This window comes from Pandoraea oxalativorans, assembly GCF_000972785.3.
Lineage (GTDB): Bacteria > Pseudomonadota > Gammaproteobacteria > Burkholderiales > Burkholderiaceae > Pandoraea > Pandoraea oxalativorans.
On the sequence record NZ_CP011518.2, the window covers coordinates 464170 to 487921 of the forward strand.

General features: G+C 64.4%; 15 protein-coding genes and 6 pseudogenes. 13 read left to right on the top strand and 8 right to left on the bottom strand.

Going from position 1 to position 23752, the window contains the following annotated elements; translation table 11 throughout:
• Positions 1-92: 92 nt before the first annotated feature.
• Entirely contained in the window at positions 93-1943 is a 1851-nt protein-coding gene (locus MB84_RS26660) for a hypothetical protein (RefSeq protein WP_052653928.1), read from the top strand.
• A gap of 413 nt (positions 1944-2356) precedes the next feature.
• Here the strand turns inward: MB84_RS26660 and MB84_RS31530 are convergent, their stop codons facing one another.
• A complete protein-coding gene (locus MB84_RS31530; protein WP_281192330.1) occupies positions 2357-2488 on the bottom strand; it encodes a hypothetical protein in 132 nt (43 codons plus the stop codon).
• A 244-nt stretch (positions 2489-2732) separates the two neighbouring features.
• On the opposite strand from MB84_RS31530, the gene MB84_RS26665 reads away from it, so the two are divergent.
• A complete protein-coding gene (locus MB84_RS26665; protein ID WP_052653931.1) occupies positions 2733-2969 on the top strand; it encodes a hypothetical protein in 237 nt (78 codons plus the stop codon).
• A gap of 510 nt (positions 2970-3479) precedes the next feature.
• Here the strand turns inward: MB84_RS26665 and MB84_RS26670 are convergent.
• Both MB84_RS26670 and MB84_RS26675 read right to left on the bottom strand, forming a co-directional pair.
• Positions 3480-4364, bottom strand: coding sequence for a hypothetical protein (locus MB84_RS26670; RefSeq protein ID WP_052653934.1), 885 nt, complete (start codon positions 4362-4364; stop codon positions 3480-3482).
• A gap of 287 nt (positions 4365-4651) precedes the next feature.
• On the bottom strand, positions 4652-4864 hold the full coding sequence (locus MB84_RS26675; RefSeq protein ID WP_052653937.1) for a CsbD family protein: 213 nt from the start codon (positions 4862-4864) through the stop codon (positions 4652-4654).
• A gap of 1144 nt (positions 4865-6008) precedes the next feature.
• On the opposite strand from MB84_RS26675, the gene MB84_RS26680 reads away from it, so the two are divergent.
• The 6 genes and pseudogenes from MB84_RS26680 to MB84_RS26705 all read left to right on the top strand — a co-directional run.
• Positions 6009-6317 (top strand): ElaB/YgaM/YqjD family protein, encoded by a 309-nt coding sequence (locus MB84_RS26680; RefSeq protein ID WP_425415926.1) that lies wholly within the window; start codon positions 6009-6011, stop codon positions 6315-6317.
• Between the two features lie 94 nt (positions 6318-6411).
• Positions 6412-6792: a phage holin family protein gene (locus MB84_RS26685; RefSeq protein ID WP_052653940.1), complete on the top strand. Its 381-nt coding sequence runs from the start codon at positions 6412-6414 to the stop codon at positions 6790-6792.
• Between the two features lie 109 nt (positions 6793-6901).
• Positions 6902-7339: a hypothetical protein gene (locus MB84_RS26690; protein WP_052653943.1), complete on the top strand. Its 438-nt coding sequence runs from the start codon at positions 6902-6904 to the stop codon at positions 7337-7339.
• Positions 7340-8447: 1108 nt separating this feature from the next.
• Entirely contained in the window at positions 8448-8846 is a 399-nt protein-coding gene (locus tag MB84_RS26695; protein ID WP_052653946.1) for a hypothetical protein, read from the top strand.
• Between the two features lie 24 nt (positions 8847-8870).
• Positions 8871-9458 (top strand): hypothetical protein, encoded by a 588-nt coding sequence (locus tag MB84_RS26700; RefSeq protein ID WP_052653949.1) that lies wholly within the window; start codon positions 8871-8873, stop codon positions 9456-9458.
• A gap of 56 nt (positions 9459-9514) precedes the next feature.
• A pseudogene (locus MB84_RS26705) lies at positions 9515-10310 on the top strand (IS66 family transposase); the annotation flags it as partial.
• A gap of 274 nt (positions 10311-10584) precedes the next feature.
• On the opposite strand, the pseudogene MB84_RS29500 reads toward MB84_RS26705, so the two are convergent.
• Positions 10585-11012, bottom strand: a pseudogene (locus MB84_RS29500) (IS21 family transposase); the annotation flags it as partial.
• 118 nt (positions 11013-11130) lie between these two features.
• On the opposite strand from MB84_RS29500, the gene MB84_RS31855 reads away from it, so the two are divergent.
• Positions 11131-11703, top strand: coding sequence for a helix-turn-helix domain-containing protein (locus MB84_RS31855; RefSeq protein ID WP_425415927.1), 573 nt, complete (start codon positions 11131-11133; stop codon positions 11701-11703).
• Between the two features lie 609 nt (positions 11704-12312).
• Here MB84_RS31855 and MB84_RS26710 read toward each other — a convergent pair.
• Entirely contained in the window at positions 12313-13938 is a 1626-nt protein-coding gene (locus MB84_RS26710; RefSeq protein ID WP_052653954.1) for an ATP-binding protein, read from the bottom strand.
• Positions 13939-14201: 263 nt separating this feature from the next.
• Between MB84_RS26710 and MB84_RS29510 the strand changes: the two are divergent.
• The 3 genes and pseudogenes from MB84_RS29510 to MB84_RS26725 form a co-directional block, all read left to right on the top strand.
• Positions 14202-14575 (top strand): annotated as a pseudogene (locus tag MB84_RS29510) (integrase core domain-containing protein); the annotation flags it as partial.
• A 1047-nt stretch (positions 14576-15622) separates the two neighbouring features.
• Positions 15623-16972, top strand: a complete 1350-nt coding sequence (locus tag MB84_RS26715; protein WP_157123065.1) for a hypothetical protein — start codon at positions 15623-15625, stop codon at positions 16970-16972.
• A gap of 2461 nt (positions 16973-19433) precedes the next feature.
• Positions 19434-20408, top strand: coding sequence for a class I SAM-dependent methyltransferase (locus MB84_RS26725; RefSeq protein WP_052653963.1), 975 nt, complete (start codon positions 19434-19436; stop codon positions 20406-20408).
• A 226-nt stretch (positions 20409-20634) separates the two neighbouring features.
• Here MB84_RS26725 and MB84_RS26730 read toward each other — a convergent pair whose 3' ends face one another.
• The 3 genes and pseudogenes from MB84_RS26730 to MB84_RS31305 form a co-directional block, all read right to left on the bottom strand.
• Positions 20635-20955, bottom strand: a complete 321-nt coding sequence (locus MB84_RS26730; RefSeq protein ID WP_052653966.1) for a recombinase family protein — start codon at positions 20953-20955, stop codon at positions 20635-20637.
• 275 nt (positions 20956-21230) lie between these two features.
• Positions 21231-21592, bottom strand: a pseudogene (locus tag MB84_RS26735) (transposase); the annotation flags it as partial.
• Between the two features lie 73 nt (positions 21593-21665).
• Positions 21666-21998, bottom strand: a pseudogene (locus MB84_RS31305) (Mu transposase domain-containing protein); the annotation flags it as partial.
• 605 nt (positions 21999-22603) lie between these two features.
• Here MB84_RS31305 and MB84_RS29515 point away from each other — a divergent pair.
• A pseudogene (locus MB84_RS29515) lies at positions 22604-23562 on the top strand (IS3 family transposase); the annotation flags it as partial.
• Positions 23563-23752: the final 190 nt, after the last annotated feature.

Below are 23752 nucleotides of genomic sequence, written 5' to 3' on the forward strand. Positions count from 1 at the left end.
CATCTCGGTACGGCTAACCCCAGGGTCAATCACCGGGGGCGCCGGCCGGGGGATTGAACGGGATCACCGGCGCCTGTGCTTGGAATTTCGTTATGCTCGATAATCGCCTTGTCGTCTTTCGCAGCTTCGGCCGTGTCCTGCCCCTCGTGTCCGAGACACGTCGCAAGGCCATTGAGGGGGCGCTGAAGACGCTTAACTTCAATGATCGGCGGACGGTGGACGCGGCTTATCGGGCGCTCACCCAAACGGGGTATCTGGACCAACTCTGCGACTTTTTCTTTGCCGGCCGTAATAAAGCCAAATCCTTGCAGGCCTTGGCCGCTCTGGTCTTGTACCAGCTCGCCGAAGACCCGAAGCATAATCCTCACGCAGTGAATCCTGAGCCATTGCTGAGGAACCGCCAAGACGCCTGCAGGACGCTGGCGGGCGGTCTCACGGCGAGCGCGAAAACGATGCTGCTGGAGCTGGAAAGGAACGACATCCACACCGTGGCGAACGCGATTACGGACTTCCTGAGCGAAGCGGACTGGCGTTGTCTGGCCGCCGAGATGCACCTGAACGACGGTAAGGAAGCGCCGTGCCGAGCGTCCTCGGAGAAGGCGGCGCTCGCCTTCACGGCGTGCGCGGTTGCGCACGCGAACAGGCAGCGGTGGGCGCAGGAGGCCGCCATGCGGCAGGCGGCGGCGGCGGCCTTCACGGCGGCCTATACGGCGGCCAGGCAGGCCGGGGCGGCCTTCGTGGGCGATCTGCTCGCGAAAGCCGCGGACGCCCAGTGGCTGGCCGTGGGCGCCTGCGAGAAAACCCGTCCGAGCGGGTGGTCGCGCCCTGATCGCGAGCTCCGCGAGATCTGCGACGACGCCGCGCGCGCCGCTCGGCAAGCCGGTGAAGCGGCTCTGCGTGATGAAGATAGAGACAAATACTTCGGCCTCGCCGTGCACGCCTACACCCTTGTGGGTCAGTACACCGACGTCGCCAAGATCCATCGGCAACGGGCGAACGAGCATTTGTCGCAGTTCCGGTTCTCAAAGGCCGCGGAAGCCTTCCAGGCGGCCGCCATGGCTGAGCTTGAGGGAAAACGCCCCAGTCAGGCGGCACTCGTTCAGGCGGCAATCGACTTGCGCGCCGGCGCCGGCGCCCTCCTCAAGATATCCAAGCCGCCCAAGCGCTTCTCTGATGCAGCCCGCCTGTACGAGGCGGCCGCGCGCGCATACCGCGACGCCAAACAATACCGGGAGGCTGCGTCAGCCGCCCTGGACGCCGCGGCCGCTTACGAGCGCGATCACAAGCCCTTTAGCAGGGCACAAGCGCTCGAGTTGGCCGCCCGTGCGCTCGCTCAAGTGCCTGACCCCCTGGGCGCTGCAGCGCTCTGGATGCAGGTCGCAGACATCCACCCCTACATCGGTCTCGGGCGCTATCGCCGGGCGCTGGCCCTTACGGCGGCCGGCAGCGAATTTAAGAAAGGCGGCAAGCTCGACCTGGCCGAAGCGGCCCATCTCCAGGCCGAGACACTCTACATGGCGACGGGCGAGGTCGAACGGGCACAGGCAGCACGGGCGGCGGCAGACGCATGCCGACCAAAGAAGCTTAACATGGCCGCCTTCGAGAAGATGGCGCCCGCCAACGACCAGGTGATCGTCGAGATCAACGCTCTCATCGACGCGCATCAGGTCGCCCTGCAGTCTGTTGACGGCCTCCAACTCGCCGACGGGCGCAGGCTTTACTTTGAGGAGCTCTGCTGCTACATCGAACAGGTCAAATTCGTTCCGGGCACGCGCGTTGAGTTTGTTCTGCTGTTCTGCCAGCACGTGGGGAACTTCGTGATCATGCCGGCTGCCCAGCAGCTGGTCAGCATGGGGCGCCACCACATCGAGCGCCGCGAGTTGCAAATCGGGGACGTGTTTCGGGGAGAGGCGCTCCTGGCGCTTCTGTCGCAGGTGAACTGACAGGTTTTTTTCGCACCGCTCGCGTCCGGAGAGTCACGGCGCCGGTGGTCGAACGACCTTCGCCGGCCCGATGAAACTCCGCTGGCGTCAAATCCTGCCAACGCGAATGCGGACGCACTTCGTTGTAGTGAATCGCGCCGCGTCGCCGGCCGGCGTGGTCGTGTCGGCCCCCGGCTCGGCGAGACCGCGCAGGCCCCCGTCGGCTTGCCCGATACGCTCAAACATCGCCCCGTAGACCGCGGATGCTCCGCGTGGGCCGGGGCAGGCCTGTCATAACGCGCACATCAGCGGCGCACCACCACTGGAGCATGCGCCCGAGTTGCGCCCGCGTTGGGCTCGCGTGCGCCGGGTCCCCGTCGCTTTCTCGGCAAGTCTGCGGGCGCCCCCGGCCCCGCACATCGAGCCTCGGCACCTCAGCCACTCAGCGCCTGCTGACGTGTCCGGTCCCGCTCGCGCGTCGAGACACGCGCATCGCCGATCAGGGACGCACCTGCCGCAAGCTCCCCGCTCAGGGCCACAGCGGGCTCGAGCATCGCAAGGTTCACGGGTCGCGCCACGCGCCGTACGCGCCCCTGCTCGCACCGGTGCACGGGCGCACGGGCGACGCGCCAGGGATGACAACCGCTGCTCCCCGCGTGCGCGCCGGCGCGCGACCGTTTCCCGTTTCCTTTACGTGACGATCAAGCGGCCTGCGGCCAAGGACACCGCGCCGGCCCACCCGGCGCGGGCGATCATCTCGGGCGGCCCCCCCGGCGCTCGCCAAAACGGCCCGCTCAAAGCCGCAAGGCTTTGCAGATTCGTCACGTCGTCACGATCACCGGCGACGCACCGGGCGCCTCCCCTGCGCAATCCCTGGCAATCGAGAAGGCCGTCGCGCGACGGTTTGCCGAGCCAAGCGAGCCGCACGCGCAGCCAGGGACGAAACCGCCGCCCGAACGCGCCGTCAAGACGCACCGCAACGTCGAGCTAGAAAGCACGGGGCACGCGGCCGGTACCCCTCGCCGCGACGAGGTCCGCGCGAATTGATCGGCCCCCCGGCGTTGGGCGGCGCGTCAGCGCCAACGGTGCCCACCGAAAGCCCTGTGCACACAACCAGGACCGCGCTCAACTGCGACCTCCCCCCGGGCTTCGCCTGGAGCCCCCGCGTCGGGCGCAACGGCAAACGGCGCGATGATGCGCCGTCGACGCCGCGCCTCATCCACGCCGGCCCGCCACGCGGCGCATCGCCGGCGGGGCCGGCACGGGGCCGGCACCGGGCCGGTACTCAAGGACAAGGGCGGCGTGAATGCGAACCCGTTGCGGCGACAGCTGCGGCGGTATCAGGGCCGTGGCGAGCGGGTCGCGCTGTCAGGCCCGAGAAGGCCGAGATGACATCGGAACGAGCCGCGCCCGGCGTGGCCGACGCCTAAGCGGCCGTGCCTGAGCGGCCGTCGGCGCGCGACTCCCATTGACAACGGCGGTGTCGCGATAACGTCGTGATCGCGACAAAAGGGGGTGGGTCACCCAACGAACGACCCACCGTACCGGCTGCCCTTCTCACCGCTGGCGCATGCGGCCCCCGAGGGTCGCCGAAAAGCTTGCCACAAACGCGCCACTCAGCAGTGCCACAAACGCCCAGATCGAGAAAAGCATCAGCGCTTTTCGCGCCGCCTCGGCCGCCTCCTTGGCCTTTTGCTCCGCCTGCGCCGCGGCCTCACGCAACTGCGTCTGGATTTGCGTGAGCCGTTGCTGTGCGGCGGCTTCATCGACGCCCGCGCGCTTGGCAACGAGCTTGACCAGATAAGCGCGATCGGTGTCCGTCAGCTGCCCATTGAGCAGACTGCGCGCCATGATTCTCGACACCTGCGCACGCTCATCGCCCGCGGGCGGCGTGACAGCGGGATCGCTCGGGCGTAGCAACGCATCGGTGAAATCATCGAGCAGCCCGGCGCGATTGCCGAGCGGCGCGCCTTGAGAGACGGCGGCGGTGGCCGAGCCGGCGAGCGAGGCCGCCGCCCGGGTGCCCCCCGAGAGCAACGACGTTGTCGTCGCACCGAGGAGCACCAGACCGATGATCACGCTCACGGCCCACATCAAAAAGCCGTGCGCCGTATCGCGAAAATAAACCTCGTCAGGGGCCGCGTCGCTCCATTTGGTGCGCAGCCGGCCGGTGATAAACCCGCCGACGCCGTACGCGATGAGCTGACTGACGAGCAGCCACACGATCGATCCGACGGCGAGCGCCGTGGCCGGCGGCGCGGCGTTGCGCCATGGAGAAATCGACGCAAAGCCCAGCCCGGTGCCGCCCGTGAGCAGCATGGCGGAGACGGCCGCCGCGATGACCGCCCCCGCAAGGACGGCCCCCCAGGAAACCGCGGAGTCAGTGGACTCGGCATGGGCCGCGGGAAGAGGAGTGTTGGCAACCAGTTGCGCATCTTGCATGACGGTTCCTTGTGCAGGTGGAGATCGGTGACAAGCCAGGATCAATGGGCAAACAACGCGATCAAAATGACGATGGGGATCGGCACCCCCAGCAACAGCAAAATAATGGATCTCACGGTACCTCCTTGTTGAGCGGCCGCGTGCCCGGCGCTTGCACTCGCGTGCTCGCGCCGAGGCACGGCCAGCGGCCGTTATGATTGAGGTAGAACAAAATCAGGGAGAACGCCCTGTAGCCGCGCGAGGCGGGGACGCTGCCCTCCCCCTCGGACGTGGCCAAGCCGCCGCGCTTACCAGAGCTTGTGCCGCTCATTCCACGCATCGACGTCGCGTTCGACGTCGGCTTTCGACTTGGCCTGCCCGTAGCGCTCCTGAATCACACCGACGAACTTGTCACGATTGCCTTCGACCCTGAGCAGGTCGTCGTCGGTCAGATCCGCCCACCGCTTCTTGACTTCGCCTTTGAGTTGGCTCCACTTGCCCTTGATCGTCTCTGAGTTCATAACACCTCCCGAGTGTTGGCTTGAGTTCGCACCCTGCCGCGCACCGGCGGGCGACGGGACACGCGCCGCGCCCGCTCGCCCGTGCGCCCGCATGCGCACCCGCCACGGCTGTGACAGTGCCTCCAGCATAGGCGGTGCGCCGCGAGTACGCTGTCAGGCGCGGCGACGCCGTCGCGTCAGCGCAAGCCGGAAGTGCTGTAGGCGCATTCCGCCTCGTGGCGCGAGAAATGAGGGGTAGCAGTGGAGGCGGCGGCGGCAGAGGCGGCAAGGGCGGAAAAGCGTCCCCGAGCGAACGGCGTGCGTGTCACGGCGCTCGATGACATCCGCAGATACCCGAGCGGCGACCGAACGCTCGTCTTTGCATCGGCACTGCAAGCCACGCGTCAAGCGCGCCAAGCGCGTCGACCGCCCGCCACAGCCGGTGCTTCTTGCGGTGGCGCGTCACGCCCCCTGCGTCAACCGGCCCCTGTCCACCACGCCCCGCGCAGCTCGGACGAATTCGCCCGGCGACGGCCGGATCGCACCTCATCGCCCGGGCTCGTGCCGTCTCATCAGTGAGCGCCATGCCCCGGCGGTCCGCCTGTCCTCGTCGATGCGCAGGCGCCGTGGAAACCGCGCCGACAGCCCCACCGAATCGCGAAGCTTGTGCGGCGCAAATCGGTCGCCGTTGAACGAGATCGCGACGTCGCGCGAGCGCGCGGAATAAGCGGGATGAGGGGGATAAGCGACGTTTGTGCAGGCCGCGCATCCGAGCCGTCCCCGCCTCGGCCCACCGGACACTCCCCGGCTCGCCGCTTGGTGCCGCCCGAGCGCTGCGGCCGGCCGCACGGTCTCACGCGGGAATGGGTCCGCGCCGTGTCGCGTCGCCCTGCCTTTTGCGGCATCGGCCCCCCGCGGCCCCGGCGGAGACTGACAACAACTAACAAAAACTAATAAGTTGTCGCAGCGGGGCACCTGCGGGCAGCGTGGCCCAAGCGCGGCGCCGTTTCCCGGTCGGGGGCGGCGCGCGTGCACGCTCGCGAAAGCGCCAAGTGCGGGCCGCGGGCATACGCCGTCGTGTGGCACTGACGCGTTGGAGGCGGTACGATAGCCCCACCTCTGCGCGGCTTCCCAGCGGCCTTGCCGCCGACACCCGGTCACGACGATGTCGCGCGCACCCACCCCCAAGGAGAAGTGCATGGCCGATATCAAATCCGTCCTGACCGACGCCGAAGACCTTCTCACGCAAGCCGCCAACGCGAGCGGCGAGCGTGCTTCCGAGCTGAGCGCCAAGGCCCTGGCGCTGCTTGAGCAAGCCAGAGTCAAGGCCTCGGACGTGCAAGTGGTGGTCGTCGAAAAGAGCAAGCAGGCCGCGCGCGCCACCGATGATTATGTGCATGGCCATCCATGGCAGGCCGCCGGCGTCGGCATCGGGCTCGGTGTGCTGGTCGGCCTGCTGCTCCACCGCAAGTAAGCCGCGCCGACGCCGGTCCTTTCTCACCGACTCCGCCCACCACCGTGCCTGTCTGACTCGCCATGCGAAACAGGCGCACCGCCCACCACAGCCCATGGCCGAAAATGATCATACGACGGCGCCGCCCTCGCTGCGGCGCCTCGCCGGTGCGTTGCTCGAGACGGTTCAGTCGCGCCTCGAACTCGTCGGAATCGAACTGACCGAAGAAAAAGAACGGTGGGTGGGCGTCGCCTTCCTCGGCCTTGCCGCGATGCTCTTCGGTGCCCTCGCCCTCGTGTCCCTCACCGTGCTGCTGATCGTGGTTTCCTGGAACGCCTGCCGCCTGCCGGCCATCACCGGCATTTTCATCGTGTATTTCCTGCTCGCGGGCTGGTGTGCCGCCCGTGCCCGCGCCATCTTGCGCACGGCGCCGATGCCGTTCGAGGCCACTCTCGCCGAATTCGCGAAAGACCGCGACGCGCTGCGAGCGGACTGACGGAGATCCGAGCGTGCCACCGCAACCCCCTTGCCCACCCCGGGCCGCATCACCACGACAGCCCCGCCCTTCGCGTCTCACGCCTCTCACGCGTCATGAGCCGCTCGCGATGCGCAAGGCCATGGTGCTCAGGCGCATCGCGCGCGAGCGGGCCGAACTGGTTCAGGCCACCCACGTTGCGCGCGCGCGGCTGCGCAATGTTGGCCGCGTTCCCGGTTTACTCCTTGGCGGTTTCGCCACGCTTTCGAGCTTCGGCACTTTGGGCACCCTCGCCACCCTCACCGGCGCGCTGCCGCGCGAGCCCCTGCGCTCGGTGGCGTCGTCGGCCCTCGGCGGCTTGGCCCACACGCGAGTCGGACGCATCGTGCATCGCATTCTCCCTTGGTGCGGCCTCGGCATGCTCGTTTGGCGAAGCATCCGGCGCCCGCGGGACATGACGAAATTGTCAGGTTCGCAAAGCGCTGGCGCGGCAACGCCCGACGCGGCGGTGTCATCGTCCCCCCCGGCCCGCGCAGCCGACTATCCTGGCGCGCTGCCGTTGATGTAGGGCACGGGGCGGCCGTGCGCGGGCTCAAGGCGACAGCGCGATGAGCGCCCCCTCTTTTGGCGTCCAACGCCTTGGCGCCCGTGCCTCAGCGCGCCCGCCGGCCCGGCCCCGACGAATCCGGCGGCAGGCTTGCCGTGTCTGCGATGCGGGTGGCCTTCAGCGCGCTTCGCGCCGGTGTTATCGGTGCCCGACTTGAAATCTCAGAAGACCGTCCGACCAAGCGAGACCCTCACCCACCGTTGCTCCTGCGGTAAGGCGCAGCCCACGGCTGCCGCTTCACGGCGTCACGGGGCGACGCTTCCTGAAATTGCCGGATCACGTCGCCCAAGCGTCGCGCGATATATAACGTATAACGGGCGCGCGCGGGCGGAGGATACGGAGGATATCAAGCCGCAGGGTTTCAGCACGCACACCGGCCACCCAAAAAAACAGGGACCTTTCGGTCCTTGTTTCCGGTCCTGTTCCCGGTCCTGTTCCGGTGCGCGACGACTATTCCTCATGGCACCGGTTTTCCCGCTGACTCGAATGGCGACGCGCGAGCACTTCGGTAAACCGGAAAGCACCTCCCACGCCTGCCACCCAAGAGGCCGCACACCATCCAACAGGTGCCGGTTCCTTCAAACTTTGTCGTCCTGCTTGTCGACCTCCTTGTTGGCGTCCTGGTCGGCGTCCTCCAAGCGCTTCGAGAGCGATCCCCACGACTGCATTCGGGCTTGTGCAAACGACGGCTATCTTGCCAGACTCCTTGACTGGCGTGCCTCTCAGGTCGAGTGATCCTTCGTGCGGTTGCCCTGCAGAGGGGATAGCACTTCACCGCACTTCGGGCATTGACCTGATGTCGTCCTGCGGGGCGCCGCCGATAATAACCGCATGGGCCTTGCTGCGGCCGGACTGTCAATCCCGACGTACGCCGCGGCTTTCAGGGAGCGGACGGTGTCAGGCGGAAGTTGCGCCGTCTCGCGGGACCCGGCGGTGAGCCCGTCAGGCTGGCGGGACTCGCCTGACGGGCCTTTGCATTTTCCACAGTCCGACTCGCCCAGGCGCGGCGCCAAGAGAATTTTTCACGTCAGAACTATCCGTTAAGATCCGGACCAACTTGATTGGCAGCATGACCGGCCTGAACACCGTCCGCACGACGGGCGAAAACAAAGGTCGGTGGCGCACCCGACTGGACCCGCTCCTGAACTGGGTCTGTAACGCTGATCGAACCGGTGCGATCGAGTTGCTCAATGAACTGAAGTCCGCGAAAAACGCCGGGGCCCAAAGCGAGGACGGTACCACCGTCCTCGGCGACCGCGCGACGCTGGAAGCCTATCTCAAACTGAAAGGCCTGGTGACCGACAATTACCAGCCCAACCTCTGGGAGGAACTGTCCTGCGGACACCTCAAGTTCACCATCGCGGGACTCGACGAAGACGGACCGGTCAGCTTTGCGGTGCCCGCGGAGGACGTCCGGGACCTGGTGTGGGACCAGATTGCCAAAAAGGTTGATCCGTCCAATAAGTAACTCGCCCGCCAGGCACTCGGGCGCTTGTTGAGCGCCGACACGTTGACACGACAGGGGCGCGCGTACGCTGACCTTCTCAAATATGCGCCGCCGTCGCGAGACAGCACCTTGACCTGGCGAATTCCGGCCAACGGAGATCCGGTCTTCCGCCTGGGCACGCTTGACATCCCGTACTGTAAGCCGACCACCGGTGGCGCCGAGTATCTGGACCTCGATTGCGAGGACACCGCCCGCATGCTTTGCTCGATGTACTATGACGAAGCGTGTGTGGTCACCCGGTTCCCCGACTTCGCGGCGCAAGGCTCCCGTCATCCGACCACCGATGCGATCATCGCGGCACAAATTAGTTTTCTGCAGCAGGCCCCCCGGCTCGTCGACGCGCCCAAGCTCCTCAGGCTGCACGAACATGGCAACGGCACGGGCGACTACGAGTTGCGCCTGAGTCGCGCGGTCGAGCCGATCGCCGCCGGGTTACATGGCGGCATTGGCGACTGGGAGTTGTTCGCAATACGTTGCGGGGGGAACGCGGCGACGCTGATGGACTGCATTAAGAAGCTCGACGAGCTCGCTCAGAAACCCCCGCCGCCCATTGCCCCCTCGAGGTTCGCTTAGACCGGGGGTGAGCTTGCCCCGTTCTCACGTACAACCACTCACGCCGCGATGCGCGGGGCGGCACGAAGACCGGGCGACGCCGGGTGTACGTGAGAAATGACCGACCCGGCGGCTCGCCCGAGAAGCGCCGGCGGTAGGGTTTGCCTACTCACCGGAGCGGCGTGGCGAACTCCCGCAACGCCATCCGGCGAACGTTAGCGGCGTACTTTAGCGGCGTGCCGCAGGCCGACGCGTTTGCCGGTTACGCACGCTCCACCCCGATGGCCACCTTCGCAAAGCGGCGTGTAGGGCGCGCGCAGAACACAAGGTCTACGCAAGATCCACGACTTGCACGCGGTACGCCCGAACGCGGCGACTGAAGAAGCGCTCCGCCAAATGGGCGAGCTCTTTCAGACAGAAGCGCACATCCGGGGTAAGCCGCCGGATGAACGACGGCGGCAGCGCCAAGCTCGAGCGGCGCCACGGCTTGAGGCGCTGCGGCAAGGGTACGCGTCGGTACTGCCCACGCGCTGCGCCAAGGCCGACACGACCCACGCGATTCAGTCCTCGCCGAACCACCGGCCCGCGCTCGCCTATTACTGCGAGGAGGGGCGGGCGGAGATCGATAATCCGATCGCTGAGCGTGCGCTACGCGGTGTGGCGATCCGCCGCCGCAATTCTCTGTTTGCCGGCGCCGACCCGGGCGGTGAGCGCGCCGCGGCCATATACCGCCTGAACGGCACCAACCCCGCAGCGGACCTCGCCTACGTGCTTGGGCGCATTGCCAATCACACGGCCAATCGCATCGACGGGATGAGGCCCCGGAATGTGGCTCGGTCCCTGCCCGACACCGCAAAAATCGCCCCCGTCCGACAACCGGCGATCACCGCCGCGTCAACGACCGGCACGACGGTACCGTTCGAGCGCTCACTTTTGTCGGGCCGGCGAACGGAGTTCCACCACCGGGGCCGTGATTCTCCAGACGCCAGTGGGACGAAAACGTCACGCCCCCTTTTGCCCTTGCCCCGCCCCTTAACACCCAGCCCGCATTGAACCCGCCAATGCCATGGGGGCGTGCGAGCGCCTTCCCGCCGCCCGCGTTTGGCCGGCTGTTCGCTTTTCGGCGACGCCAACCGCCCGACAGAGCGATCGCCTCGGCGCCAGGGCCAACGGAGGCGCCCCCGATTCAAGAGCGGGCCCGGCGTCCCTTGCATGTGAGCGCGGCGCGCCGCCGGCATGCGCTCGGGCAATGTCGTATGCCGGTTCCGGCGTCGGCCGCGGGCGCGCGCGGCAACACGCTTGCCACGGTGCACGACCTCGCCGCTGTAACGTGCTATGCGGGCGTAGACCTTAGGCGGGCCTAGACCCTAGGCGGGCGTAACTCTCTCGGCGCACGAGCTTGTGCGCGACGCCGGAATAGCGGTGATCGACTTCGACGTGTGAGTCGACGATCACGCGGCACGTTACGAAAGTCGCGCGCTCGTATCGGCGCGCCGGTAACGGGCGCGGCGCCGGCCGGTCGAGTCGCTCGAACCCTTCGCGGCGGTTGCCGTCGGGCTTCTTGAATGGCCGTTGGGCCGGATGTCATAGCCCGGACTCACGCCGACCGTCGTCGGTTTCTCCCGGGGCGCAGCGTTGTGCGTCGGATCCAGTGACGGCAACGTTGCGCTCCCTGAACCGCAAGGCGTCCGGCATGACTCACGATCGGAAAGTCATTTGTGCCAACGTCGGCATTCTCGCGCCGGCCCGCCGGCTCGGGAATGTCAGTCAAGCCTGGCGCGTGACGGGCTGTTCACGCCACAGTTTTTACCGGTTCAAAGCGCTGTACGAGACGGGCGGCGAAGCCGCCCCGCAGGCAATCTCTCGGCGGCGCCCGCCGCCCAAGCATCGCGTGGAGCCGCGGGTCGGAGCCGCAGTGGTCGCGCCGGCCCCGGCGTTGCCCGCCTGCGGCCCGATTCGCTTCGCCCATCAGGTGCTCAAGCGTCATGCGTTGCGCGTCTCGCCTCAGGGCGTGCGCGGCATCCGGCGACCCCACGACTTCACGACCTCACGACTTCACGACCATGAACCAACGCCTGACGGCGTGGGAGGCCCAATCCCCGCGGCAAGGGCCGGTGCTCGCCCCGACTCGCCTCGCCTCACCTCGCACGCGCGGGCCAAGCGTGAGAAAACAACGCACGGCGCATGCGAGTCAGCGTGTCGCCGCGACCGCGGCGCTCGGGACACCTTCTGCGTCGGCACGCGCCAAGGGGTGGGCCGGGTCTGACGGCAGACGTTCGTCGAGACCGACGCGCAGGTCGCGTTCGCCAAGCGCTCCGATCGCAAGCCGCCACGGCCGGCCGCTGATGCGTATGCTCACCGATCGTGGCACCGACTGTTACAGTCACCCCGGCCTCACACGTAAGAGCGGCGGCCGGCGGTGAAAAACATCGACCCCACCCGCACTCGTGCCCGGTCGCCCGGAGCAACGGCGTCGTCGAGCGGTTGCACCAGACGGTGCGCGACGCGTGCTCTCGCAGCGCCTTTCGCAAGCAAATCTACGCCGGACACGACGGCGCCGCCGCACTGCGGTGCCGACCTCGACCACCGGGTTGACGCGTTTGCCGAGTCCCCGAGTCCAACACGCGGCGCGAGCATCAAGGTCGACGGTGCTTATGGCAAGACGCCCATGCAGACGGTCCTCGACGCTGTCTCGCGCGCCCGGCGCAAACGCATTGCTCATTCAGTCGCCGTCGCCGCCTAAGCCCTGCGAGCCCGCCGAGCCCTCCGATCCCCTATGTCCTCCGAGCCCCTGTGCGGTCACGTCCAAGCCCATCCCCCTGAGGACATCCGCCCGGCCGCCGCCGGGCAGGACTTCCCCTTTTTCCGGCCGACCTCACTCAGGCGTTTTCACGGCGACGAATTTCTTTAGCGTGGCGTCAAGCCACTCGCGGTCGGAGATCGGCCGGACAAGCAGGTCGGGCGAGCTTAGCAGCCGCTTCGCCATCTCCGCCCCCTGAGTCAAATTCGCGAGCGTGTCCACCTCGGCGGCATTTTTAAGGGCTTGTTCGGCCTGCGGGCGCCGACCTGCCATGAAGTGCGCTTTTACGATCCCCCAGAACGCGGTTGAGGACTGCAGATACGCGGATTGCGCTTCCTCGCTCAGACCCGAGAGGTCGAAAGCTTTGCCGGCATTCAGAAGGGCGAGGGCTTCATGATCGCCCGTCGCGTCCTTGAGGGATTGCGCATACGCCAAGAAAGCATGTGCCGCTTGCCCATAGGCGTGTTTGGACGGCCCGGACAGACCCGCGAGCGCGTAAGTTTTTCCGGCGTCCATGAAGGCTTGCGAGGCCCAATGGTGTCGCCCCGCCCGCCCCCCCTTTAAGTGCCAATTTGCGAACGCCTCGAAGGTTTTTGCGGCATCCCGATAGGCCTCTTCGGCACCGGGCAACCCCTCGCGCTCGAGCGCTTTTGCGGATTCCCAAAACCCTTGTGCGGCCAGATCCAGCCGGTCCTCACACTTCAACCACTGCTCGGCGGACGCGCGAAAGGCTTGTGCGGCTTTCATCGTGACCTCTAAGGCCTGCGTGTCCTTACCGATGCGCTTCAAAGCTTGCACGACGCGCAAATAGTCTTCGCCGGCTTCCCAGTGACGACCCCTTTGCATCTTCACGTCTGCCATCACCCGACGGGCTTCCGCAGCCCACAAGTAGGCGTCTTGGGCGAGTTGGAGCTCGCCTGACGACTCGTGAATTGCGGCAGCGCGCAGACCGGCCTCTTCGACGGTTTTATAGACCTTTAAGATGCCCTCGGGGGCTTTATCCGTTGGGCCCACGTTGACTGCCGCGTACAACCAGAAGGCCTTTACCGCCTCCTGGTAGGCCTTGAGCGCCGCATCGCGCTGCCCCGTGCCCTCACAGGCTTGGGCGATCTTCAGGTAGAGGGATGCCGCCTGGTCGAGTTTTCCCCACCGCGCGATGATTCCCGCGGCCTGCAGAGCGGCCTCTGCGCTCTGCGCGTGCATACCGGCGAGCGTATAGAGTGCCGCGGCCGCCTGCAAATCCTTGACGGCCCGCGCATAGTTTGACAGATGGACGGTGTCGTCCACTTGGTTGAGGTGCGTCCGGGCAGCCAAACAATACCTCTGCTTAAGCGAGAATAATTCTGAAAACTCGCTGTCTCCCGCCCCACCGCCAATGCTTTGCAGCAGCGCCTCTTTCCCGTTAGGCGAGAGATGTTTCGCCACCGTCTGTTCTGCCGCTTCGAGCTCCATCATGGGCTCTGCCTGACTCGCTCCCACCGCATCACCGTTTCGGTAAGCGCTCAGGGCGTCCACGGCGGCGCAAATGTCGGCGTCATCGCCATCGAGGAACAGGGCGCAGAAGCGCTTCACCGCCTCCTCTTGTCCGAGTGCCGCCGTATTCGAGACGCCAGGATTGTGGAGCACGGTATTTGCGCTATTGGCACCGTCCAACGCGTATAGGTTGAAGCCTTGAGTGAATGAAGTACCCGTGGTTTTCATCAGTGAACCCTTAAAGTAAGCGCGAATGACGTTGATTTGTACCCGGTTCAGCCGCCGGCCACATTCATATTTCGTCAAAAAACCCGGAAGAATGAGAAATTCTCGCTTCCGACTCCGCTGCTCTGACCTGTGGGATGGCCATAGCCCGCCCATGGCGTTGTCTTGTGCCGCCGCACTTCTCCGTGGGGCCGACGGGTTGCTTTTCCCCCAAGGACGACCCGGGGGGACGCGGCTTTTTTTCGGACTGTTTTACGCTGTTGTACCGAGGTTTGCCGCAAGCAATGCGTACCGATAACGACAAGGAATTTTGCGCTCGTGCAATGCTGTGCCGGGCTGAGCCGGGCGCGGCGTCAACCTGGTCCTGACCGGCCGGGAACCCAAACAGAATGCCTGCACCGAATCGTTCAACGGGCGCCTTCGTGATGAACGCCTGAACCCACCCGGGTTCACCCGCCTGCATCGTGCCAAGGTGGTCATCGAGGCTTGGCGACGGAAATACCACGAGGCGCGACCGAAGAAATCACTTGGCGGATTAACGCCGGCCACTTACGCGCAAAACCGGCGGAAAACCGGCAGAAATGCAATGACCTTAACCCGCGGACTCCAAAGCCGGGGCGAGTGGAAAAGGGGATACTGAAAACGGGGAGACGGCGGGCGCCGCCCGAACCCTGGTGCACACGCCCGGTGAACACCACCGCCTCGCGCCTCAGGCATCCCGGGCGCTTACAGGCGTTGACTGGCGGGATTTGCCGGTTCTGAGCGGGCTTGAATGGGTGCATTTGCCCGGTCTGTCGGCGGCGCCATGCCGACACCCACTGTCAGGCGTGATTTTACAGACCTGCCCGGGTGAGCCACGCGGCAGACGGCGCCGCTGCGCGCCACTGCCGAGCCGCCGCTCACACGTCGGCGTGACGGCGAAGGCCAACGGCTACCGATCGCCGCGGCCCTGCACCCGGCCGCCCCGTTTGTCGCCTTCGCCGCGCCCGTCAAGGAAGACCGTCCCGTGCAAGCCATTGCCGCTGACGCCGGCGTGTCCGCGCCGGTCGTGCAGCCGCGCTTGCCCCCGGATCCTCGACGAGCTCGACGAGGACTTCGCCGGCACGCACCCCGACGAATCCGACGGTGGCTCGCGTCACCGCGCAGGCGGGAAAGCGCACCGCCCCGTGGCGCACGCGAGGCACGCGCTGCGACAGGCTCCCTTGCCTTCCACGCAGGTTAACGGCGAGTAACGAAGGTTCATGCCGGTTCATGCCGGTTCATGCCGGTTCATGCCGGTGCGCCGCTCGGCGGGGTTGCCGATGTCGAATTCGACAGGTTCGCGCTGAATCTAGAAAGTCCCGCGCCGGCGGTTTAGGTAAAAGTCAGTGAGTGTCGGTGACTTTAACCGTAAAAGAGAATGCCCTTTTTCATCCCTCGGCCGCCGGCCAACCACCGGCGCACCCCGCTTCCGCAGACCGACCGGATTTGCGTGTTCCGCGACATCCTGAACGCTCCCCTGACGTTGGGCGCGATCGAGGACCTCCCGGCGGTCTGTGTGTGTCTGGCCGATCGCTTTCTCGGCACCGACGCGTGCGCAGCCGAGTGCTTGACGATTTCCATCGCCGGTGAAGCGCCTGACGGCCCCCTGGACTTCACGGACATTGCGAACGACGCGTCGCTGGCGCACGAGGCGGGCGGAAAGGCGGTGCTCAAGCGTATCGCCGAGCACATCGTGCCGCCGCTGCTGCTCGGTTGCCTTGACACGGAAATCGCCTACGCGGCAGCGCTTCAGATTGCGACGCAATTGGGCGACGCCGAGTTCGCGGCGCTGGGGCCGAGTGCCGTGCGGCGCGCGGTGGACGATCGCCTGACGGGTGGGCCGCTCGGCACCACGCACATCGCCCTTGAGGGCGACGGCACAGTGCTCGTGCATCAGCGCTCGCAATGGGCCGCCTATGTGGACGGGCAAGGACAAACCGTCGCCTCCGAGCACGCGGGCACACCGGTGCTCGAAGTCGGTTGGCTCGCCGCTTTCCGGGTGGTCCCCCTCGTGAGCGATTCGCCCCGGGCGAATGCCAACGCAACAAAGCGGTTCGCCTTGCACGGCCACATGCGGCACTGTTATCTGGACACGCTTGACGCGGGTCTGAAAACAATGCTCACGCGCTACCCGTCGAGCCTTGACGATGACATCGCCCACCGGCTGGCGAGCGTCTTCGAGAAGGCGCGGATTCGCCTCGAGCCGCGCACGCACGACGTCCGCCGCTCGCGAACGCCCTTACCGATTCCGCATGACACCGCGCGACGAATGGCGGCGAGCGCGACGAGCGCAACGGGCACGTGCGCCCGCCCTCGCGCGGTGCAGATTACGACCCCCTCACAAGCGTCGGGCGTCAGGGGCGTGGGCGTCCCCGCGCTCATCCACGAACAATTGGCCGTTTCCGACTTTTGTGATCTTTGCGTGACGAGGGTTCGCCAATTGATTTTAAAATCAGCGACAGAAGAAGACTTCGATTCAGGGGGCATGCAGCATCAAATGGCGACGCCGCGGTTTCGATTTTATAACGAGGCCATCGTTGCCTATCGGAAGGACATTCCCGAATCGCTCCCGCCGCCGAGAAAATACCTGGCTTTCGTGTTGGCGGCCTTGAAATATTCGACGGGCAACTGCGTGGAGATGGCATTGACGGCCGCCGCGTTTGCGCAGTTAAAGACGCAGGATTTTTTTTCGATGCGAGGCCATCATTCTGACGGCGTGAAAGCGGAAATTTATGGCCCCGCGTTTTATGACCCGCAGCTCGGCGGCAGCGCGGATCATTTCTTTTGCGTGTTAAATCTGGTGGTGAACGGGCACCCCTATAAGATGGCGGTCGATCCGTGGATGTGGAATTCCATGCCATGTGACGCCTATCTCAGGGCGTTGAAAGACCATCCGATGCCACCCATTACCCAACCGGACACGCTATTTGTGACGGAGAAAGACATGACTGATGCGATAAATCATCCGGATTTCACCGAGCCGGTCCGCAGCGTTTTCAACCGCTACGCGATTTGAGGCGAGCACGCCTTGCGTTGGCGCTCACGGGCTCGCGACCCCATGTACACGCCGCGCCTGCCCGGGCCGTCATCGGGCGCGCGGGGTGGGTGAAGCGGCACTGTCCGCCCCCATTGACACGGCCGCGCGCGTGCGTTTCTCACATTTCCCTTGCCCGGCCCGCGTGCCGGCGCTCGATGCCTCACACATAAGTCAGCACTCGCCAAGGGGTGGGCGCGGATGTGGCGTCAGCAGGAGCGTCGTCCCTGTCGAGCCCCCATGCCTTAAACGCTTGCCGGCCACGCCCCGACGAATCCGCCGACCGCCCTCGCGGCGAGCGCGACGACCACGAGCAGTCGCACGAACCGCCGCACCGCGCCATGATTGGGTTGGTTGCCGATCTGCGATGCCGGTGAACTTCAGCGCGCTTCTCGCCGGTCGTATCGGTGTTTAACGTGAAACGTCCGCGCTTAATTTCGGAAGGGGGCCGCGGACAAAAAATCGGGCGACCCGGCGGTGGTTCATGTACACATACGAAGCGCGCATGCGCGCCGTCAGGCGCTGCATCAAACCAGGAAAGCGCGTTGCCGCGACCCTTCGGCAACTCGGTCAGTCCTATTTATCGCTCAGAATGATGGCTGCCACCGCTAACGTTCGACAGCGCGCGTCTCTCCTGCCCGCGCATTCCACTCCGACTGCATCCCCCGTTTCGGTTTGCTCCGCTCACTGCCGGTCGCTACCGAAATCGACGGGCGCTTGCTCAAAGTTGCGCCCCGCCCTGCTTGCGGGACCGCCATCCCGCAAAACTCGCTTTTTTTGCGCTCATGCTCACCACGCCGCTTTTGAAAATGTTCACGGTTTCCGAAATGGATGCGCATCGCGTCAAAATAACACCCTGCCAAGCAACGCCGTCCCGAAGCCGAAACGCGCCGGCTGTGGCGGTTCGCGGTGCCACCGCAGTGAACGCGTTCTGCCATGATGCGAGTCAGCGACGGCGTCCACCACAGGGAGGTCTGTGAGCTCACGACGTTCAGGCGCGGACCGCTTCAAGGCTTGCCCGCGCCTGCAAAGGGCCAGGATGGCGAGGACGGACAGGTCATCGTTTTTTTCCCCGCCGCGAAAGACCGTATCGGTGACGCGGTCCCCGATTCCCCGGTGGATAATTGCGTGATAAGCGGCGCACACTGCCCGCTCATCGGTGACGTCAACCGCATTCGCGGCGTCGAGGGCGTCCGGACGTATTGCGCACAGGTCGACAGGGGCGCGGCGGTCAATGGAGAAGGGGTTCCCGCCAAGGCAGTTACTCGGACACGCATGCGTGAAACCGATCGATACCGCAGTCAGCCCCGCGCACCATTCCCATTTCGGCCAAAACATGCGTGAAAACCCCTGTCGGGCAGCAGAGATCGCCGGCAACCCGAGGAAGGACGGTTTGCGTCGGAAATTTCGGCAGTGGCGACGTACCTCCCCGACAATGGGGGTGACCGGAGTTTTTTGGGACGCCCCGAACCGGAACGCGAAGCCTTGGCCCGCACCCCGTCGTTTGGGCGTGGGCACCGCTTGGGCGGCGCAGGTTCCGCGCGAGCGCGAGGCGCGCGGCAGATCGCATGCGCCCGATCAGCACTACGCGACGTGTGTCCGGCGACAATCACTTCCGCCGGTGGCGACAACTCGACTGGCCGGTTTTTACGGCCGACCCGCCGAGGTTGCAGTCGTCACTATCATGCGGCTCGCTTCCCGAGCCGGCATGAAAAACGACGGAGAAATCAAATGGTCGCGGGAAGCACGGCGAAAAGGAGCGAGCCGGAAGCCAGCGGCCGCGCGAACCGGTATGAGCGGGCGCACGGTGCGTAAGTTCGAGCGCGCTTGCACGTTGCCAAGTCAAATGGAGACAGACGCCGCGCACGCATCGCACGCGGGAGAATCCATTTCGTCTCGATCGGCCACGGGCAGAGGCCCATTTCAAACGGGATGCGGCGCTGCAGGCGCAGCCACTGTTCGCGTTGCCGTGTCAGGCGTTTGCGCGGCGCTATCAGGATAGGATAACTGCAGACCTTGCAGCGGCACATTCAAGCGCGGCGAGTGCGTCACAGTGCGGAGCAGGACGTCACGGTTGCGCAGCGGCCCGGGCCCGGGCGCATGGCGCAGTCCGATGTCACTTCCATGAAAACCCCGGGTCAACATTGGGTGAAAATCAACCGCGATAGAGGCAGGTGAGCATGATGAGAGATCACGCCCCGTATGCGGCAGAGTTCCGGGCACAGAGGGCGGGGTTGGTGATGAAGGCCGGGCGCGGCGTTGACAGTTCAGGTGTTCGCCTGAGCGCGGCCGCGGCGAGCCTGCTGAGACTATCCTATTAAGAAAGGCGTTTGCGCCGATACCCTGTTTCCCCGGGGAACAGAGAACGCCTCGTGTCGCCCATCGATCCGCCCGGGGGTGACGGCCGGTAGTTGCTCTTCATAGTCCAAGAAAGAAGCCAACCATGCCGTTAAATATCTCCTTTTCTCCTTCTTCTTACAGCCAGATTGAGGCAATCGAGCAGCGCTTCGTTGCTTTGAAGCCCGAGGTCAGCGATACGCTCAAGGCGTGTGCTGAACTGAAACTGCTTTTGCCGCAATTCATTAAATTTTTAAAAGATGGCGACAATGCTCGCCACAGCGAGGATGTTGCCCATTTTTTGATGGGAAAAATAGACGCTCGCCAATTACCACCGGCACTGCGAGCGCTCGGCAAGACGTTCAATCACCATGAGTATCAGCCCGTGAAAACCGAATTGTACGAGTTGGTGGCCACGCATCGACATGATAGGGGCATCATGGGCTATTTTTTGGGACGAGATGAACCCCGCGAAAAAACCATTGCAAAACTCGAATGGTTGAACGCGCGTTTAAACGACATTAATGAAAGTAAGCGTATCGCCAAGGCACGACAAGCAGACAACATTGAACTGCTTGTTAGCAAGACCGATGTCAACGGAAAGAAAGTTTTAGATGTTGGATCAGGCTTGTGTTTTAATAGCGCAGCAATGTCAAACCTTGGCGGCGACGTCTATTCAGTAGACCCTGACAACGACGCGACGACATCGGCACTTGCGCTCGGGAACACGACACTCGAGAAATTGCGTCCCACCCTAGTGGAGGACGTCGTGGAAGAATTTCGCGACAGCGTCGATCTGGCAACCGTCTTTTATTTCTTGATCCCGTTCGATGTCCGCGACTCCGCATTCAAGGCCCTGTGCGCGGTGATGAAACAAGACGGGAAAGTTGTGATCACAACGGAAGACGATGATCTCAAAAACAGTATCGTCGAGCATGGTACAAACTATTTTTCCAGCGTAGCGGCATTTCCACGAGGAAGTAAAGATCCTATCCGATTGTGGAACGATCCCGTCTTCGGGGTTTTTGGCGGCCTTTGGCAAATCACATTGGAGCGACCCATCAAGCCATCCTCCATTTAGGATAGGCTCCCTGGTAAAAGTGAGGTCGCCTGATCGAGACGGGCACGATGATTCGTCGCCGGAGGGCCTCCTACGCGACTTCGGTCGGGCGTTGCGACAGCACGCGCCAGCGCGTCGATCAGTCGATGCTGACCAGGTTGGCGTCTCCCGTCTGCCGGTGTTTCCTTCGGCCACGGGCCGATCGATATGCTTGAGCTGCGCCGCGCTCAAGCTTCGGCTTGCGGCCTCACTTCGTGCCGCGAGCCTTCGCGGCCCCTCGGCCGCTGCCGGTACGCTTAACGATCGGGCTACGCTCGAATTCGGCGATGCCGCCGAACACCGTTAACGCCATGCGGCCCGCGTGGTCGTGTCGAGCCAAGGCTCGGCAAGACTGCGCAGGCCCCGCCCCGGCATCGCGTACGCGCTGAACAATCTCCAATGGGTCACGAATGCTGCGCGCGAGACGATTGAGATGCGTGACGACGACGTCGCCCGCTCGTAAATGGTCGAGCAGCCGATCGAGCTGCGGACGTGCGCGCCGAATACCCGTGATCTTCTCGGCGAACATCCGGCCGCACCCGGCCGCGCCTCCTGATTCGTCAGGTCCCGGTCGCGCGTGGAAACGCGCGCATAACCGATCAGGAATGCACCGGTCTGCACGTCACCCGTGGCATTGTCTGTAGGATCTCGCATGACCGGCCCGCTGAATTTCGGACCCGTTGAAACTTGAGAGAATGGCTTCCAACGAAGAGAGGAAGTCATGAAGAAGCGCCGGTTCACGCAAGAGCAAATGGTCACGATCCTGCGCGAGACGGACAAGGCGCCGGTCGCCGAGATCCCGAAGACGCTGCGAGACCGCCCGACAAGCCGGCACGCGCGGCGCTCGGAGATGTTGACCTTCTCCCGAACCGCCGCCACTGTTTCGCGCTTGACTTGCGGGCTCAGGGCTTTCCCTTGGCGACGACCTTCAACGCTTCCGTGTCGAGCATTGCTTCGGCCGGCAGTTTCTTCAGCCGGCCATTCTCCACCTCAAGATCCTTGAGCCGGCGGGCTTCCAAGACTTGCATGCCGCCGAACTTCGCGCGCCAGGTGTGGAACGACGCGTCACCGAACCCGCGCTTCCTGCACAGTTTCTGGACCGGCATACCGGCCTCAGCTTCCTTCAGAAACCCGAGGATTTGCTGTTCCGTGAAGCGCTTGTTCATGTTCGTCTTCCGCTGCGAAAACGAACTTTGCCAGACTCCCGATGGCGCTGTTTGCAGGGAGCAGGTCATGATGTCGAGGGTTGGCTTGGTGATGTGCGGCCAATAACGAGGTATGTGGTCTGGCCTCCAACATTGCATGACCCGCCAATAAGGCGCGGTGTTCGTAGTTGCGGATTTGGTGCGCCCAAGCATGGTTGTCGAGAACGCGTCTGTGAGCGCGCTCGGGGACGCCGGAGGCGTTCCCGCCGACCGATACCACGCCTTCGTGGCTGACGCGCGGCTCCAGGCGAATCGCGGCACTGAATACAGGCGCCGGTAGTGCCTGCAGCGTGCGACGCTGCTCGACGAAGCGCTGACTGACGAGACGACGAGTCGTGCCATGCACTCGTGCGTTGGCGACGGTGTCATTCTCGGCCACCGAGGATAAGCGCGAAGGCAGCTCCCTTAGCTCCCTCTCAGAACGATCTTCCTCGATGCTGTCGCATTCGTCGCGCTCGACGTCCCCGTCCAGCGAGCGTAAGCGGGAATTTAGCTCGCTTAGCTGACTCCCAAAACGATCTTTCTCGATGCCTTCGTATAGCGGATGGACGTTTCTGTTGATGACTCCCGCGAGGCGGAGCAACTCGCTGCGGCCGCAGCTCTCCTGGCGTCGGAAACGGCTTTTGTATTCTTCCAAAGCCATTTCCTGCATTTTTGTGAGGCAGTATCGCTTTGTGTAGACGCAAGTGGTTCCGCTCAGGAAGTCTTTCAAGTACTCCCGGGCGTGCCGCGCTTGACCTGTGGGGAACCACTTTTCGATTTCGGCCCAGGCCTCGCTTTCCTGCGCCCGCTGTTCCGCAAGGTGCAGCGCCAGGGTGGTCGTCGCATCCTTCGGATCGAACCCCGTCGTCGCCCCCACTGTCTTAAGGTGCGCCGCCAGCGTTAGGCGGCAGTACGCCGGATCGAACTGTAGTGGTCTAATCTCCCCGGACACCAATTTAGGCGAGAATACTCGCCATGAAGAGGTGTCTGATGAGCAAGCAACGTCGTACGTTTTCCCCTGAGTTCAAACGCAGTGCTGCGTCGCTGGTCCTCGACCAGAGCTATAGTCACGTCGATGCCAGCCGGTCGGTCGGCGTTGCGGAGTCGGTTCTGCGCCGGTGGGTTCAACAACTGCACCAGGAACGCCACGGCATCACGCCTCAGAGTCCTGCAATGACGCCAGAGCAGCAGCGCATCCAAGAACTGGAAGCGCGGGTCGAACGCCTCGAGAGGGAGAAGACCATTTTAAAAAAAGCTACTGCGCTGCTGATGTCGGAAGGGATAGAACGTACGAAATAATCGACCAGTTCGGCGACGGCGTGTCGGTGGCAATGCTATGTGAGTTGTTCGATATACCCCGGTCGTGCTTCTACGCATACAGACATCGTCGAGAGCGAGTCGACGTGGCACGTATGGCACTACGCAGTCGCGTGCACGAGTTGTTTGTCGAGAGCCGAAGCTCGGCAGGCAGCCGCAGCATCATGGGCATGCTGCGCGAGCAAGGCGCGACGATTGGGCGTTTTAAGGTCAGTCGCCTGATGGACGAGCTCGGCTTGATTTGCAAGCAACCTGGCCGCCACGCATACAAGCGCGCTACGGTGGAGCGCATCGACATTCCGAACGTCTTGAATCGGGAGTTCGATGTAGCGGCACCGAATCAAGTCTGGTGCGGCGACATCACGTATTTATGGGCGCAGGGCCGCTGGCATTATTTGGCCGTGGTGCTGGACCTGTTCACGCGCCGCGTTGTCGGCTGGTCATTCTCGACGAGCCCCGACGCCGACCTGGTGGTCAAGGCGCTGGACATGGCGTTCGAGCAACGCGGTCGGCCTACGTGCTTGATGTTCCACAGCGACCAGGGCGGTCAATATGCCAGCCGGAAATTCCGTCAGCGATTGTGGCGTTATCGAATCAGGCAGAGCATGAGTCGGCGTGGAAATTGTTGGGATACTCAGTCTAAGATCGGCTTTGAACGTCGGTCCGATCTGACCCTTGCTGGGATTGGCGAAGCTGCCTTTGAGTTGACCTGTCGATCGATCTCCGACGTTCCCCGAGCGTTGCCGGGCCCAGCGTTTGTGACCTAATAGGAGCTTTGTTCTGCACCATGAGTGTCCTGTCCAGCGAATGGGGTTGGCGATG

Bases quoted from the DNA above. Each gene is read 5' to 3' on its own strand.
- MB84_RS26660 (WP_052653928.1), top strand. From the start codon at position 93: ATGCTCGATAATCGCCTTGTCGTCTTTCGCAGCTTCGGCCGTGTCCTG.
- MB84_RS26670 (WP_052653934.1), bottom strand. From the start codon at position 4,364: ATGCAAGATGCGCAACTGGTTGCCAACACTCCTCTTCCCGCGGCCCAT.
- MB84_RS26675 (WP_052653937.1), bottom strand. From the start codon at position 4,864: ATGAACTCAGAGACGATCAAGGGCAAGTGGAGCCAACTCAAAGGCGAA.
- MB84_RS26680 (WP_425415926.1), top strand. From the start codon at position 6,009: ATGTCGCGCGCACCCACCCCCAAGGAGAAGTGCATGGCCGATATCAAA.
- MB84_RS26685 (WP_052653940.1), top strand. From the start codon at position 6,412: ATGGCCGAAAATGATCATACGACGGCGCCGCCCTCGCTGCGGCGCCTC.
- MB84_RS26690 (WP_052653943.1), top strand. From the start codon at position 6,902: ATGCGCAAGGCCATGGTGCTCAGGCGCATCGCGCGCGAGCGGGCCGAA.
- MB84_RS26695 (WP_052653946.1), top strand. From the start codon at position 8,448: ATGACCGGCCTGAACACCGTCCGCACGACGGGCGAAAACAAAGGTCGG.
- MB84_RS31855 (WP_425415927.1), top strand. From the start codon at position 11,131: ATGACTCACGATCGGAAAGTCATTTGTGCCAACGTCGGCATTCTCGCG.
- MB84_RS26710 (WP_052653954.1), bottom strand. From the start codon at position 13,938: ATGAAAACCACGGGTACTTCATTCACTCAAGGCTTCAACCTATACGCG.
- MB84_RS26725 (WP_052653963.1), top strand. From the start codon at position 19,434: ATGCCGTTAAATATCTCCTTTTCTCCTTCTTCTTACAGCCAGATTGAG.
- MB84_RS26730 (WP_052653966.1), bottom strand. From the start codon at position 20,955: ATGTTCGCCGAGAAGATCACGGGTATTCGGCGCGCACGTCCGCAGCTC.